This is a genomic window from Chryseobacterium sp., from assembly GCF_008014695.1.
Classification (GTDB): Bacteria; Bacteroidota; Bacteroidia; order Flavobacteriales; family Weeksellaceae; genus Kaistella.
This window is the reverse complement of sequence record NZ_VOXE01000002.1, coordinates 423433-436539: the sequence shown is the minus strand read 5'-3', so window position 1 is coordinate 436539 and position 13107 is coordinate 423433. Positions and strand designations below refer to the sequence as shown.

Annotated in this window: 14 protein-coding genes; 5 read left to right on the top strand and 9 right to left on the bottom strand. The window is 41.6% G+C overall.

The features are described from left to right. Nucleotides 1-159 precede the first annotated feature (159 nt). From FUA25_RS06490 to FUA25_RS06470, 5 genes are read left to right on the top strand one after another with little or no spacing between them, the layout of a single operon-like run. Complete coding sequence (locus tag FUA25_RS06490) at nucleotides 160-1251, top strand: glycosyltransferase (protein ID WP_147756088.1); 1092 nt, start codon at nucleotides 160-162, stop codon at nucleotides 1249-1251. Continuing rightward, complete coding sequence (gene glf / locus FUA25_RS06485; protein ID WP_147756087.1) at nucleotides 1248-2375, top strand: UDP-galactopyranose mutase; 1128 nt, start codon at nucleotides 1248-1250, stop codon at nucleotides 2373-2375. Before FUA25_RS06490 ends, glf begins: the two co-directional genes overlap by 4 nt. After that, a complete protein-coding gene (locus FUA25_RS06480; RefSeq protein WP_147756086.1) occupies nucleotides 2372-3496 on the top strand; it encodes a hypothetical protein in 1125 nt (374 codons plus the stop codon). Before glf ends, FUA25_RS06480 begins: the two co-directional genes overlap by 4 nt. 25 nt (nucleotides 3497-3521) lie before the next feature. Then, on the top strand, nucleotides 3522-4004 hold the full coding sequence (locus tag FUA25_RS06475) for an adenylyltransferase/cytidyltransferase family protein (protein ID WP_147756085.1): 483 nt from the start codon (nucleotides 3522-3524) through the stop codon (nucleotides 4002-4004). A gap of 19 nt (nucleotides 4005-4023) precedes the next feature. Further along, the gene (locus FUA25_RS06470; RefSeq protein WP_147756084.1) at nucleotides 4024-4677 is read left to right on the top strand and encodes a DUF6766 family protein; all 654 of its coding nucleotides are present in this window, start codon (nucleotides 4024-4026) and stop codon (nucleotides 4675-4677) included. Between the two features lie 146 nt (nucleotides 4678-4823). On the opposite strand, the gene FUA25_RS06465 is transcribed toward FUA25_RS06470, so the two are convergent. The 9 genes from FUA25_RS06465 to FUA25_RS06425 all read right to left on the bottom strand — a co-directional run bounded on the left by FUA25_RS06465 (nucleotide 4824) and on the right by FUA25_RS06425 (nucleotide 13096). Beyond that, entirely contained in the window at nucleotides 4824-5195 is a 372-nt protein-coding gene (locus tag FUA25_RS06465) for a septal ring lytic transglycosylase RlpA family protein (RefSeq protein ID WP_147756083.1), read from the bottom strand. 335 nt (nucleotides 5196-5530) lie between these two features. Further along, nucleotides 5531-6835, bottom strand: coding sequence for a 30S ribosomal protein S12 methylthiotransferase RimO (gene rimO, locus FUA25_RS06460; RefSeq protein ID WP_147756082.1), 1305 nt, complete (start codon nucleotides 6833-6835; stop codon nucleotides 5531-5533). 220 nt (nucleotides 6836-7055) lie between these two features. Next, the gene (gene rfbC / locus FUA25_RS06455) at nucleotides 7056-7601 is read right to left on the bottom strand and encodes a dTDP-4-dehydrorhamnose 3,5-epimerase (protein ID WP_147756081.1); all 546 of its coding nucleotides are present in this window, start codon (nucleotides 7599-7601) and stop codon (nucleotides 7056-7058) included. After that, nucleotides 7576-8583 (bottom strand): MraY family glycosyltransferase, encoded by a 1008-nt coding sequence (locus FUA25_RS06450; RefSeq protein ID WP_147756080.1) that lies wholly within the window; start codon nucleotides 8581-8583, stop codon nucleotides 7576-7578. Before FUA25_RS06450 ends, rfbC begins: the two co-directional genes overlap by 26 nt. A 12-nt stretch (nucleotides 8584-8595) precedes the next feature. After that, nucleotides 8596-9030 carry a WxcM-like domain-containing protein gene (locus FUA25_RS06445; RefSeq protein WP_147756079.1) on the bottom strand — a complete coding sequence of 145 codons (435 nt, stop codon included), beginning with the start codon at nucleotides 9028-9030 and terminating at the stop codon, nucleotides 8596-8598. A 63-nt stretch (nucleotides 9031-9093) separates the two neighbouring features. Further along, nucleotides 9094-9999 carry an NAD-dependent epimerase/dehydratase family protein gene (locus tag FUA25_RS06440; RefSeq protein ID WP_147756078.1) on the bottom strand — a complete coding sequence of 302 codons (906 nt, stop codon included), beginning with the start codon at nucleotides 9997-9999 and terminating at the stop codon, nucleotides 9094-9096. Beyond that, entirely contained in the window at nucleotides 9996-11099 is a 1104-nt protein-coding gene (locus FUA25_RS06435) for a glycosyltransferase family 4 protein (RefSeq protein ID WP_147756077.1), read from the bottom strand. The genes FUA25_RS06440 and FUA25_RS06435 overlap by 4 nt, the downstream gene beginning before the upstream one ends. After that, nucleotides 11086-11958 (bottom strand): glycosyltransferase family 2 protein, encoded by an 873-nt coding sequence (locus FUA25_RS06430; protein WP_147756076.1) that lies wholly within the window; start codon nucleotides 11956-11958, stop codon nucleotides 11086-11088. The genes FUA25_RS06435 and FUA25_RS06430 overlap by 14 nt, the downstream gene beginning before the upstream one ends. A 13-nt stretch (nucleotides 11959-11971) precedes the next feature. Beyond that, the gene (locus tag FUA25_RS06425; protein WP_147756075.1) at nucleotides 11972-13096 is read right to left on the bottom strand and encodes a right-handed parallel beta-helix repeat-containing protein; all 1125 of its coding nucleotides are present in this window, start codon (nucleotides 13094-13096) and stop codon (nucleotides 11972-11974) included. Between the last annotated feature and the right edge of the window lie 11 nt (nucleotides 13097-13107).

The window sequence follows — 13107 nt, the reverse complement described above, 5'->3', positions numbered from 1 at the left end:
TCAAACACCCTTTAAACCTTTTAATTAACCGTTACCTCTTGTCAAGATTAAATATTTTGCAGAAATATTGTAGAAGTAAATAATAATTTTTCTATTTAATAATTGATGCTCATAAATGATTATCTTTACAAGATTAACATTATTAAATAACTAAACAATATGAACTCTGAATTACTAAAAGAGAAAAATCCTGATGTCTACGACATGATTGTTTTCTGTCATTTGCGTTGGGATTTTGTCTACCAGCGGCCTCAGCATCTCATCAGCCGCCTGGCTGAAAATCAAAAAATTCTGGTGGTTGAAGAGCCGGTTCCGGCAGATCCTGATCAGAAAGATCCTTTCAAAATCAGGGAAATAACCCCAAACCTGCACATTTGCCAGCCTGTTGTGAGCGATATGGAATCAATCGGACCTTACTTAAGGGCAAATCTTGCTGACCTGAATCTTTCAGTGGGCTGGTTTTATTCCCCAGCATTTATCTCTGTTCTGGATTATCTGGAATTTGAAACGGTTGTATACGATTGCATGGATGAACTTTCGCTTTTCCGTGGTGCTCCCAAAAAATTAGTGGAACAGGAAAATGAACTTCTTGCTGATGCAGATGTAGTGTACACTGGCGGGAAATCACTTTACGAATCCAAAAAGGAAAAACACCACAATGTTTTTTGTTTTCCAAGCTCTGTCGATGTAGCGCATTTTTCAAATAACAATGGGGAAAATCTGGAAATACCTGCTGATATGAAAAATATTCCTTCCCCGATTGTTGGCTATTACGGCGTTATCGATGAAAGGATTGACTTGGATCTGTTAAAAAAAACGGCAGAAAAAACTCCAGGTGCTTCATTTGTCATGATCGGACCGCTTTGTAAAATCAGTGATGATGACCTTCCCCAAGCTGAAAACATTCATTACCTGGGAATGAAATCATACGACGAATTACCCGCGTATCTGCAGTACTTCGACATTGCCATGATGCCTTTTGCATTAAATGACTCCACCAAATTCATCAGTCCTACAAAAACGCTCGAGTACATGTCCGCATCAAAACCGATTATTTCCACTAAAATAAGAGATGTGGTGCGCGATTACAGCAACTGCATTATGCTCGTGGAAAACGAAGAGGATTTTCATCAGGCAGTTATCAATCCCAAAGGCAACTTTGTAGAAACCTATCGGAATATTCTGGAAAAAACTTCCTGGGACGTGACCGCAGATAAAATGGCTTTTATCATCGAAAAAACACTGGCATGAAAAATATCGACATTTTAATTATCGGAGCTGGAATCTCCGGAGCAACGCTAGCCGAAAGGTATGCATCAGCCGGGAAAAAAGTGCTGATTATAGAAAAACGCAACCATATCGCGGGAAACTGTTATGACTATTACGACGAAACGGGAGTTCTGGTCTCCAAATATGGGGCTCATCTTTTTCATACGAACGATGAAAAAGTCTGGGAATACGTCAACCGTTTCGCTGACTGGTATCCGTGGGAACACCGCGTTGTCGCACGTGTTGATGACAAAACCGTTCCAATTCCTGTAAATATAACGACTGTTAATACCTTATTCAATGAAAATATTCAGACAGAGGAAGAAATGCAGAACTGGCTGGAGGCTAACCGCGTTGCATTTGAACAGCCGGAAAACGGCGAAGAAGCAGTACTTAACCGAGTAGGAACCGTACTTTACGAAAAAATGTTTAAACATTATACGAAAAAGCAGTGGGATAAATTTCCGGAGGAATTGCATGCGTCGGTTCTGGAAAGAATTCCTGTGCGTCACAACCACGACGACCGGTATTTTTCCGATGCGCATCAGGCGCTTCCTAAAGGAGGATACACCAAACTTTTTGAAAACATTCTGAATCATCCGAATATCACTGTTTTGCTGAACACGGATTATTTTGAGGTTAAAGACCAGTATCAAGGCTATGAAAAACTGTTTTACACCGGCCCGGTCGACCGCTTCTTCGCGTTTCAGGATGAATTGATGGAGAAACTGGAGTACCGTTCGATCAATTTCGTCACCGAGCATCTGGATCAGGAATATTTTCAGGAAAATTCGGTGGTCAACTATCCCGGCCGTGACGTGGATTTCACAAGAATTGTGGAATATAAGCATTTTGGGAACCAACAGTCGGCGAAAACAAGTATTGTAAAAGAATTCACGGTAGATGAGGGTGAGCCGTATTATCCGGTTCCGAACGAAAAAAACCAACTGATTTATGAAAAATATAAGAAGAAGGCTGACCAACTCGAAGATGTCTATTTTGTCGGAAGGCTAGCCAACTATAAATATTTCAATATGGATCAGGCGTTTAGAAATGCATTGGATTTATTTGAAACGGTAGAAGCCGGAAATCTTCAGCTCTCATGAATCAGTCTCCAGCATTTAAAAGCTTTTTCATTGGTGGTTTCGAATGTGCAGATCACATCAACCGTCACGGAATCCGTGTGAATCTTTTACAGGAAACACAACACGATTCCCGGGTCATGGAAGACTACCAATTGCTTCAGGATCTGGAAATTTTTACGGTTCGTGAAGGAATCTGCTGGAGTGTTGTGGAAAAAGCTCCGGGAATATATGATTTCTCGGAAGTGTTGCGTCGCATAAAAGCTGCTCAGCATTTCGGGATTCAGCAGATCTGGGACGTGATCCACTTCGGATATCCCGATGGACTTTTTCCCACGCACCCTCTTTTTGCAGAACGGTTTGAAAACCTTTGCCGCGCATTTGCAAGATTTTTTAAGGAACACAGCACTGACACCCTATATATTGTACCCGTTAATGAGATCAGTTTTCTTTCCTGGCTTTCCGGAGAAAACCGAGGAACGGTTCCATTCTCCGTAAACAACGGTTGGGATATTAAATACCACCTCTGCAAGGCAGCAATACGGGGAATCCATGCATTAAAGGAAGAAGACCCAGCCTGCAGAATTGTGCTTGTGGAACCTCTGGTAAAAATCCATAACTCTGGCGGATGTGCGGATGAAATTTTTATCCGAAATGAATATCAATTCGAAGCAATGGACATGATTGCGGGAAGAATGTGCCCTGAATTGGGCGGTGATGAAAGTTTTCTGGAACTACTGGGCTTCAATTATTACTGGAACTGCCAGTGGAAAGGAGATGCGGAAAGTTTATGCTGGCCGGATCCAGAAAATAAGAGAACAGCGCTTCACGAGTTACTGATAAGCGCTTATCAACGTTATAAAAAACCGATTTTTCTTTCTGAAACGGGACATTTCGGCGACGGCCGTGTTGATTGGCTGGAAGAAATCACAAACGAATGTTTTAAAGCACGGCAATTGGGCGTTGATTTTCACGGAATCTGCATCTATCCGGTTACCGACAGACCTGACTGGGACAATCTTTCTTCATACAGCCAGTGCGGATTATTCGATCTGGATATGTTTGGAAACCGTATTCCGGAGACTGCCTATATCCACTCTTTACAAAAATTACAAAAACGGCTCACAACTTGCTCAGCCTATTAAAAATACCATTAAAAACATTAAAACGATGGAAGATTCAAAAAAAATAATCGGAATTACCTTCAGTTCCTTTGACTTGCTGCATGCAGGACATATCAGGATGCTTGCAGAAGCCAAAACCCAGTGTGATTATCTGATTGCGGGACTTCAAACCGACCCTACCATAGACCGACCCGAAAAGAATAAACCCACCCAGACCGTAGTGGAGCGCTACATTCAGCTCCAGGGATGCAAATTTGTGGATGAGATTATTCCCTATACCACTGAAAAGGATCTGGAGGATCTTTTGAAACTGTATCCGGTAGATGTTCGTATTATTGGCAAGGAATACAAAGACAAGGATTTCACAGGACGAAAATTCTGCGAAGAAAAAAATATCACCCTTTATTTCAATGAGCGGCTACACCGGTTTTCGAGTACCAATCTGCGTAAAGAAGTATACCTTCGTGAAGATTTAAAACGTAAAGCAGAAAACCACACTCACATCGGTCTTAAAAAAGAGACGATTTAAGTTTGTTAATACAGCAGCGATGAAAAAATTTTTCTATCATAATGGTCTGTCCATCGTGTTTCTGATGTTATTTTTCTTTGGATTGGCCGGACAGATTATTTTCGGGCTGCAGGAATACAACAAATCGCTGCTGGAATGGGGCGGACAGCCAATTGAATGGCCCGCCTACTTACAGTCCGGACACTTTATTGAGGCCACGTTTGAAAACTGGGAAAGTGAATTTCTGCAGATGGCCATGTTTGTATGGCTGACCATCTTTTTAAAACAGAAAGGCTCATCGGAATCTAAAAAATTCGACGAATTCAATGAAGTGGACCGTGAACCCTCAGCATCCCGCAAAGGAGCGCCATGGCCGGTTCGGAAAGGAGGAATTTGGCTGAACCTGTACAAGAGTTCCCTTACCATCTCTTTGCTGATCCTCTTTATTTTATCATTTGTGCTGCATCTGTATGGAAGCTTCAAAGATGCCAATATCCAAAATCTTCTGGAAGGGAAACCGCCCGAAATGCTGAGTGAGTTTATCTGCGATTCCCGTCTGTGGTTTGAATCTTTCCAAAACTGGCAGAGTGAGTTTCTGTCGATATTCGCCATAATCATTTTATCGATTTTTTTACGGCAGAAAGGCTCCACGCAATCAAAACCGGTGGATGCACCAAATTCTGAAACAGATTAAGACAAAAAACACAATGGCAAATCAACCAAAAAAACGGGTCGAAAAATTCCAGACAAGTTCCTTATTAAATTTAAGGACTTCATTGATATCAACAGAAAAGCCAATTCTTTCGAATTGGCTTTCTTTTTTAGATTATAACGTAAACGTTAATCGACAATTTCATATTCAATCGGCATGGTTCCTCTATCAGGATTCCCAATTGAATCGAACGCTGCTTTGGATAAATCCAAGGCTCTGGATGAATGGAAAGGACCTCTGTCGTTCACTCTCACAATCACGCTTTTTCCTGTTCTGATGTTGGTGACTTTTAACTGGGTCCCAAAAGGAAGCGTTCTGTTTGCTGCGGTAAGTTTCGAGTTACTGAAAATTTCTCCGCTTGCAGTTTTCTTACCATTAAACTTATCGTGGTAAAACGATGCAAAACTTGTTTTGGCATCATTGGCATTATACTTGTTGAAAGAATAAATACCAAGTGTTGAAATCATCATTATGATTACGAGAATTTGTCTTTTCATCATTTTGAAGGTTTTAATTGGTTTTGACTCTGCAAATTTATCCCGAAATGATTACTTGCAACACTCAAGGTGTTAAACCTTCTTAATGAAATGTTAAAATTACGTTAACAACCCATGTCTTCAACCTATTCATGGGAACTCACAAGCTTTGTTAAAAAGTGTTAAAAACAAGCCCTAAAGGTTAATATTTTTAACTAAGTTAGCATTAAAACAGGCAGATACCACCGATAAACTCTCTGATAATCAAAGACTACCATAAAATAAAAACTTTCAGAAATCTGAAAGTTTTTTGCTAGAAAATGCTGATCTTAATTTTAGCATTATGTGTTTTAAGGTTCTTACTGAACCACTTCACCATATAAATCAAACTCTTCTGCAGACGTAATTTTAATCTCGGCAAAATCTCCGATGGACAGATAAGTGTTTTCGGCGGAAACAAGAACAGTGTTGTCGACATCTGGCGAATCAAATTCAGTTCTTCCGACAAAATAATTTCCTTCTTTGCGGTCGAAGATACACCGGTAGGTTTTGCCGATCCTTTCCTGATTCTTTTCCCATGAAATCTGCGACTGCAGTTCCATAATTTCTTCGACCCGGGCTTCTTTTACTTCCTGAGGGACATCATCTTCAAGAACAAAGGCGGTCGTATTTTCTTCATGCGAATAGGTAAAACAACCCAAACGGTCGAAACGCTGCGTTCGCACCCATTCCTTCATTTCCTGAAAGCGCTCCTCCGTTTCTCCCGGAAAACCGACAATCAGAGTGGTTCTGATGGCCATATCCGGAACCTGAGTCCTGAATTTAGCGAGTAGGGCGTTTGTTTTTTCGTGGGAAGTACCGCGTTTCATGGCTTTCAGAATATCTGAATTGATGTGCTGCAGTGGAATATCAATATAGTTACAGACTTTCGGTTCGTTTTTAATGATTTCAAGAACGTCTTCCGGAAAACCGGTCGGGAATGCATAATGAAGGCGGATCCACTCAATTCCTTCCACTTTTACAAGCCGAAGTAATAAATCACCCAAAGCGCGCTGTTTATAGATATCAAGTCCGTAATAGGTAAGATCCTGTGCGATGAGGATGAGCTCTTTTACCCCTTTTTTGGCGAGTTTTTCTGCTTCAATGACCAGATTTTCGATTGGCGTAGAAACGTTTTTCCCTCTCATGAGCGGAATTGCACAGAAGGAACACGGTCTGTCGCAACCCTCGGCAATTTTTAAATAGGCATAATGCTTAGGTGTAGTCGTCATTCGCTCACCAATCAGCTCATGCTTATAGTCTGCCCCTAACTGCTTCAATAAAATCGGAAGATCGCGCGTCCCGAAATACTGGTCCACATCCGGGATTTCACGTATCAAATCGGGTTTGTAGCGTTCCGAAAGGCAGCCGGTAACAAAAACCTTCTCCACTTCTCCCCTGTTTTTGGCTTCCACATAATCGAGAATGGTATTGATGGACTCTTCCTTTGCATTGTCGATGAATCCGCAGGTATTGATCACCACAATATCGCCGCGGCCTTCGTGCACTACGTCCTTTCCGTTCGCATGAAGCTGTCCCATAAGGACTTCGGAATCGTAGACATTTTTAGAGCACCCTAGTGTAACGATGTTAATTTTTTTCTTTCCGGTGGATTTCGTGCGCATGGACTGTGGTTAAGATTAAGGTTAAAGATAAAGGGAGATGCCCTGAATAACAGGCTGCAAATTTACTAATAAAAAAAAGAACCTGAGAAAGGTTCTTAAATCGTTGATTTTTGGCAGTTATTCTTTATTTACTAGACACGAATAACACAAAATTTTACCCAAAGAGCACAAAGAAAAACCTTCACAATATGATTTTACTTTTCTTCTTGGCTTTTGCCTTTTAATAATCCTTCTCCCATAAAGCTGGCAGCACCTGGTCTTTTTGGGAAAGAAGAATGTCACCTTCAGGAAGTTTCCAGTCAATATTGAGGTCCTGATCATTCCATAACACCCCACCTTCGGACTCCTTATTATAATAATTATCGCATTTATAGGCGAATACGGCGGTTTCGGAAAGCACTGAAAATCCGTGACCGAAACCGCGTGGAACGTAAAACTGCAATTTATTTTCCCCTGAAAGTTCGATACCGTACCATTTTCCAAACGTAAGCGAATCTTGTCGCAGGTCTACCGCCACATCAAATACCTTCCCCTCCAAACATGAAACGAGTTTGGCCTGTGCGTGTTTCCCTTTTTGAAGGTGAAGTCCGCGCAGGACCCCATACGTTGATTTAGAAATATTGTCCTGCACAAAATGCCCGTTCATGCCGGACAAAACTTCAAAGGTCTTTTCATTAAATTTTTCATAAAAATAACCGCGTTCATCCTCAAAAACGGTGGGATGAATAATATAACAGTCTTTAATCGGAGTTTCTTGAATTTTCATTGATTGACCGGGTTCTTAATTTTTTTTTCAGCGAATATTTAATGAATAAATAAGTAGAAGCAGCAGGAATAAGTACTACTGCAAATATCTGCCATTCCGGCAATTCCAGATAAATAACCAAAATATTCACAATGACCTGCGCCATCGCATAAAATACGCTTACCACCAAATGGGAAACTTTTCTCTCGTTGGCCATGAGTTGGTAAAGATGGCGGCGGTGCGCTTTCAGAATATTCTCCCTAAGTCTTAAACGCTCTGCAATGGTGGCTATGACCTCAATTCCATAAATGCTTAAAAACAGAATCCATTTCAACTGCCCCGTTTTGATCATCAGCAGCCCAATCAGCGCGGTTACCCAGAATGCAATACCTAGGCTTCCTACGTCTCCCATAAAACATTTAGCTTTGCTGCGGAAATTAAAAAAAAGAAAAACAACACAGGCTATCATGGGATAAATAATGAATTCAGGAATGGTAAACTCAGTCAGGTTGCGGTTGATATAAAAGAGTGATAAAAGCACTACAACACTGTATAGTCCGGTCATACCGTTAATCCCATCCATAAAATTATAGGCATTCAGGATCCCGATGGTTACAATATAAGCTCCGGGCAGGAGCCACATTGGAAAAAGCTGAAATACGCTCAGGAAATAGAGTAAAAAACTTACTGCTGCAAACTGAAAGAGGAGTCTGATCCTGGTGGAAAGGTCAACTAAGTCATCAGCAAAACTTACAGAACAGATAATGAACAATCCCACTCCAAAAACTACAAGCGAAAGGTTAGCCACCAGTATTTCGTTAAAAAACAGATTCGTAAATAAAAGCAGAAAAGCCACAGGGAAAACAATCCCACCCCCCCGGATTGTGATCTCCGAATGGGCACTCCGGCTGTTGGGTCGGTCAATAATATTGTACCGGTCTGCAATTCTAAAATACTGCAGCATCACGAGAAAGAGGATGAAAGCCGAAATTAAGTATTCCAATGATTGTGAGGTTTAAAGAGGCGTGGTGCGATTTATAAAATATCCCGGGTCGAAACGGTATTCGTCCTCCACTTCACCAAGTAAATGATCTGCCATAACGAGCAGTCTGGAATGATCATCCAGAGCTTGAATACTGTTTGCAAATCCAGCAGGGATATGGATGACATTTAACTGATTTGAACAGGCAATAAATTCCGTCACTTCAGTGGTTGGATCAGGATTTTCCCAGTCATTGATTCTTACCAACGAAATCAGGAATCTTCCGGAAACCGAAACCATCCATTTCTGTTCAATTTTATGCCCCTGCCATGCCCGGACAAACTCCGTACTTTCATTTTCGATGAGATAAATTCTCTTAACAGGTGTAGCGTCAAAGTGATTATTATACAGAACGCTTCCCCGGTGGTCTGTAAAAACATTTCCTTTGATGAGTTGAGGGTCAAACATCTTTTTTATTAATTCTTGTAATACACCTCAAATATATTAAAATATACCTTATAAAGTATCCTGCTATAAAGTGTTATTGAAATTTTTGAAGGTTTTCTCCAGCCCTTCAGATGCGGACACCGGTAATTGAATGATTCCGAGTGCCTTTTTGATTTTTTCATTCGAAACGGTGTAGGTCTCCGTAAGTTTTAGCAGGCGTTCGGAATTGAAAGGAAGATTGAGCGTGTCGCCAATACGGCCTAAACTTCTGACAAAACCCTGCGGAAGATTCCAAAAGACAGCTCTTTTTCCGGCGGCGTGAGCCATGAGCCGAACCACCTCGTTGGTAGAGAGCGTCTCATCATCAGCGAAATTGTAAATACCGGACGGAAGATTCGTGGTGAGCATTTGGTGGATAAGGAAATTAAGATTGTCGATGCTGAGATAAGAACGCATATTCCCAAAAGCCGCCAAAGGCCATGGAATTCCTTTCTTAACGGTTTTGTACAGCAGATTGAGATTGCCTTTATTGCCGGGACCGTGAATCATACACGGGCGGATGATAAAAAGCCGTTTACCTTCCGGCAGCTGTTTCGATAACAGGTACTGTTCAGCCAGCAGTTTTGATTTACCGTATGGAGTGGCAGGATGTGGAGGATGGTCTTCATTCAAAACTCCTTCCACCTCATCTGCAGCAGCTTTAACAGACGAAAAATAAAAAAAATCGCGAACATCAGAGTTTAAAAAGGCTTCAAAAAGTATTCTGGTAAGGTCGGTATTTACCTTATAATATTCCTCTTCCACAGCTGTACTCGCAGTATCATGGGCTTTGCCCGCAAGGTGAATGACGGCATCAGCATGTTGAGAAAAACGGTCTTCCCAGCCGGGGATTCGAAGGGACAAGCCCACAACCTCTATATTTTTTCTGATGAGGCAGTCAGAAAGATTCTGGCCCACGAAACCGGAAATACCGGTGATAATTACCTTCATGCAAATACTTTTTTTTCAATCTCATCAAACAAAAATTCCTCAGTAAAAAATTCCTTTATAAAAGAGATACCATTCATTCCGTGCTGCTTGCGCACTTCAGGATTCTGAAAATAATATTCCATACTCATTTGAATGGCCTCCGGAGTAATTTCGGTATAAATCCCCGTAAAGTCTTCTACGATCGCATCAACACAACCGGTTTTGCGCGTCGTAATCACGGGAATGCCACTCGCGGAGGCTTCCAGGATCACCATCCCGAAACCTTCACGATATGAAGGCAGGATAAAAACATCCAATTCGCTGTAATAGTGGGAAGTGTCTGCCACAAGGCCCATATTTTTTACGGAATTGAGCTGCATGATTTTATCGGTTGTCTCCTGAGGCAGCGGATCCCTTTCATCAAACGGACCTACGAGATGAAGTTCCGCATATGGATGGTCAGCCGCAAATTTCTCCCAGGCAGCAATGAGTTCAACGATTCCCTTGTCAATACTGAGGCGTCCTACAAAACCCACAATAAAATTAGGATTGGTCTTTGTACGCGGTTTAAATTTATGGAGGTCGATTCCGTTACAGGCTCCTCTGCCCAAAAGCAAGTTCTTAGATGGAGGGTTAAGCCTGAATCTATTGGATTCATCGATAACGGATGAACTCACATTTACCACTTTATGAGCAAGCAATGCGGTAAATTTTTCAATGGCCACCAGTAGTGTTCTTTTGAATCCGGTAGCAGTTTCAAAAACCAGTCCGTGCCGGAAAAAAACCCGCCTGGGAGTTCCGGCCAGAAATGAGGCGAGCATTCCCACGAGACCACCTTTCGGAGAATGGGCGATTACAGCGTAAAACCGCTCTTTTCTGATAAACCGGTAGAGTTTATAGACGGACTGCATGTCCTGCCAGAGGTTTATACTTCTTACAATAGGGACGGGAAAAGCCGTGAAACCTTTAGCTTTAGCTTCTGAAAAAAGTTTTTCGTCTTCGGTACAGGCAACATAAAACCGATATCCCTTACCGTTGAAATACGAAAATTGATTGCCAAAAAAATGATTGATGACAAACGATATGGAAATGACATGTAAAATCTTATTAGGACTGCTCATTGGTGATTTTTTTTAACACGTTCCTCCATTCCTCAAGTTGAGGAAGTTCACTGTTTTGGTTCCGGCGCGAAATCATCCAGCGGTCATTCCCGGACAGATGTGTAAAGGTCGCGACTGCAATTTTCAGAAAGTTTTCCGTCATGAGTTTGGTTTTCAGCAAAAAACGGGATTTCAGATAAGGGTGATGGCGCAGCAGTCTGTTTTTCTGGAGGAGCCGGAAACGGTATGTGCTGAGTTTGAACGCAAGTGGATCCCGGTAAAAAAGAAGCGGTTCACTGATAACACTGAAACGCGACTGTGGAAAACTCCTGAGCCAAACATCCGCATCTTCCACGCCGGTCAGATGTTCGGAGTAGGGATATTTTTTAAAAAATTCCGTTTTCCCTGTAACGGTGGGATGGTTGAACAATATTGTACTGAACAGCTCTCTGTAGTTGCTTAAAAGCTTGGCTTTTCTGAACGCCAGAATATGATTATCATCATCCAGAACAACAACGGAAGAGCCTACAGCATCCAGCTCCGGATGCTGCTCAAGAAAAGAAACCTGTCTTTCGAGGCGGTAAGGGAACATCAGATCATCCGCGTCCATTCTTACAAAATATTTTCCCTTTGCCTGCGCAACCTGTTGGTTTAGCCTGAACGAAATTCCCTTATTCAGACCGTCAGAAATCAGCTGTATTCGTTGGTCATCAAAGGTCTTCACAATTGCAACAGAATCATCAGTACTTCCATCATCTGTAATAATGAGTTCAAAATTTGTGTACGTTTGGTCCAACACAGATTTCAGCGTATCTGCTATGAATCTGCCGGCATTGTAAACCGGAATGCCTATGCTTACCAACGGGGTACTGACTTCCATATTTATTGTTCTGTTAATTGCTTACGGCAATATTTTTTTGTTTTTTCAGGAAATTAACCAATTCCTGGGTTTTGCCGTTGCTATCAGTCTTCAGTTTTTTAAAGTTAAGCTTAATGCGCTGCTCATTATCCGATTTCCAGTATAGGCCACTTCGGTTATTCTGCCAATGGCTTCCAGTGATATTGATGTAGCCCTGAGCATCATATAAACCTTTGATATCATTCAGCGAAGTAGTAAAGGCATATGCTGAACCGTCATCGGTGTGTCGGGTGATGTTTATATTCACCGTCTTGATTCGGGAACGTTCCTTAACCCCTAGTGCATTCATATTGACTGAAATACCGCCTGAACTATTGTTAAAAGTATACACGTCATTCAGATTTACATTTTGCATGATGTGATCCTCTACACTGGGTTCGATATCAACGCCACATTCAGGGAGCGTGCCGTGGGTATTTGAGATCAGTATATGATTTACGAAGACGTTTTTGGCAGATGTGATTGATATTCCATTCCTACGCACATTATCAATCCACCCATTCGAAATGTAAATATTCTCGCTGTAGCCGTTATCTTCAGAGCCTATAAAAATACCGTCGCCAAAGGTATCATAAATCCGGGGATTCTCTATGACAATATTGCGCGAATTGAGGATGGAGATCCCCGCACTCCATTCGCCTCTCTGTTCTGCTTTTTCATTTCTGCTTCCACGGATTTTTGCATTCACAATCCGTACATTTTCTGCATTATAAACTTTGATGATATCCGAATATTTCGCAGTAGCAGGACCGGAAAACAGAAGTATAGAATTTTTCTGGAAAATAAGAATCCTATCCGAAGGCACGGTAAGACCATTCATATTAATGAGAAGAGGAAAAGAGGGAAATACAGTTACTTTATTTTCATTAACTGCTCTTTGGATCAATGCGGTATAATCTGTCTTACCTGACCGGTCATATCCATTCGGCAGATCGTCCGCGATATAGCTTCTCGTTGCAGGCATAACAAGATTAGTATTGCTCAAATAACTACTGGTCAGGCTTTGCGGAGGAAGCCTGTATTCATAATTTTTACCTAAAATCCATAGCAGGAACATGGCCGGTAAACCAAGAGATAATAGTAAAACGGTTGTACGCATATGCAAAAATA

Coding starts and splice junctions, on each gene's coding strand:
- FUA25_RS06490 (WP_147756088.1), top strand. CDS start 160: ATGAACTCTGAATTACTAAAAGAGAAAAATCCTGATGTCTACGACATG.
- glf (WP_147756087.1), top strand. CDS start 1,248: ATGAAAAATATCGACATTTTAATTATCGGAGCTGGAATCTCCGGAGCA.
- FUA25_RS06480 (WP_147756086.1), top strand. CDS start 2,372: ATGAATCAGTCTCCAGCATTTAAAAGCTTTTTCATTGGTGGTTTCGAA.
- FUA25_RS06475 (WP_147756085.1), top strand. CDS start 3,522: ATGGAAGATTCAAAAAAAATAATCGGAATTACCTTCAGTTCCTTTGAC.
- FUA25_RS06470 (WP_147756084.1), top strand. CDS start 4,024: ATGAAAAAATTTTTCTATCATAATGGTCTGTCCATCGTGTTTCTGATG.
- FUA25_RS06465 (WP_147756083.1), bottom strand. CDS start 5,195: ATGATGAAAAGACAAATTCTCGTAATCATAATGATGATTTCAACACTT.
- rimO (WP_147756082.1), bottom strand. CDS start 6,835: ATGCGCACGAAATCCACCGGAAAGAAAAAAATTAACATCGTTACACTA.
- rfbC (WP_147756081.1), bottom strand. CDS start 7,601: ATGAAAATTCAAGAAACTCCGATTAAAGACTGTTATATTATTCATCCC.
- FUA25_RS06445 (WP_147756079.1), bottom strand. CDS start 9,030: ATGTTTGACCCTCAACTCATCAAAGGAAATGTTTTTACAGACCACCGG.
- FUA25_RS06440 (WP_147756078.1), bottom strand. CDS start 9,999: ATGAAGGTAATTATCACCGGTATTTCCGGTTTCGTGGGCCAGAATCTT.
- FUA25_RS06435 (WP_147756077.1), bottom strand. CDS start 11,099: ATGAGCAGTCCTAATAAGATTTTACATGTCATTTCCATATCGTTTGTC.
- FUA25_RS06430 (WP_147756076.1), bottom strand. CDS start 11,958: ATGGAAGTCAGTACCCCGTTGGTAAGCATAGGCATTCCGGTTTACAAT.
- FUA25_RS06425 (WP_147756075.1), bottom strand. CDS start 13,096: ATGCGTACAACCGTTTTACTATTATCTCTTGGTTTACCGGCCATGTTC.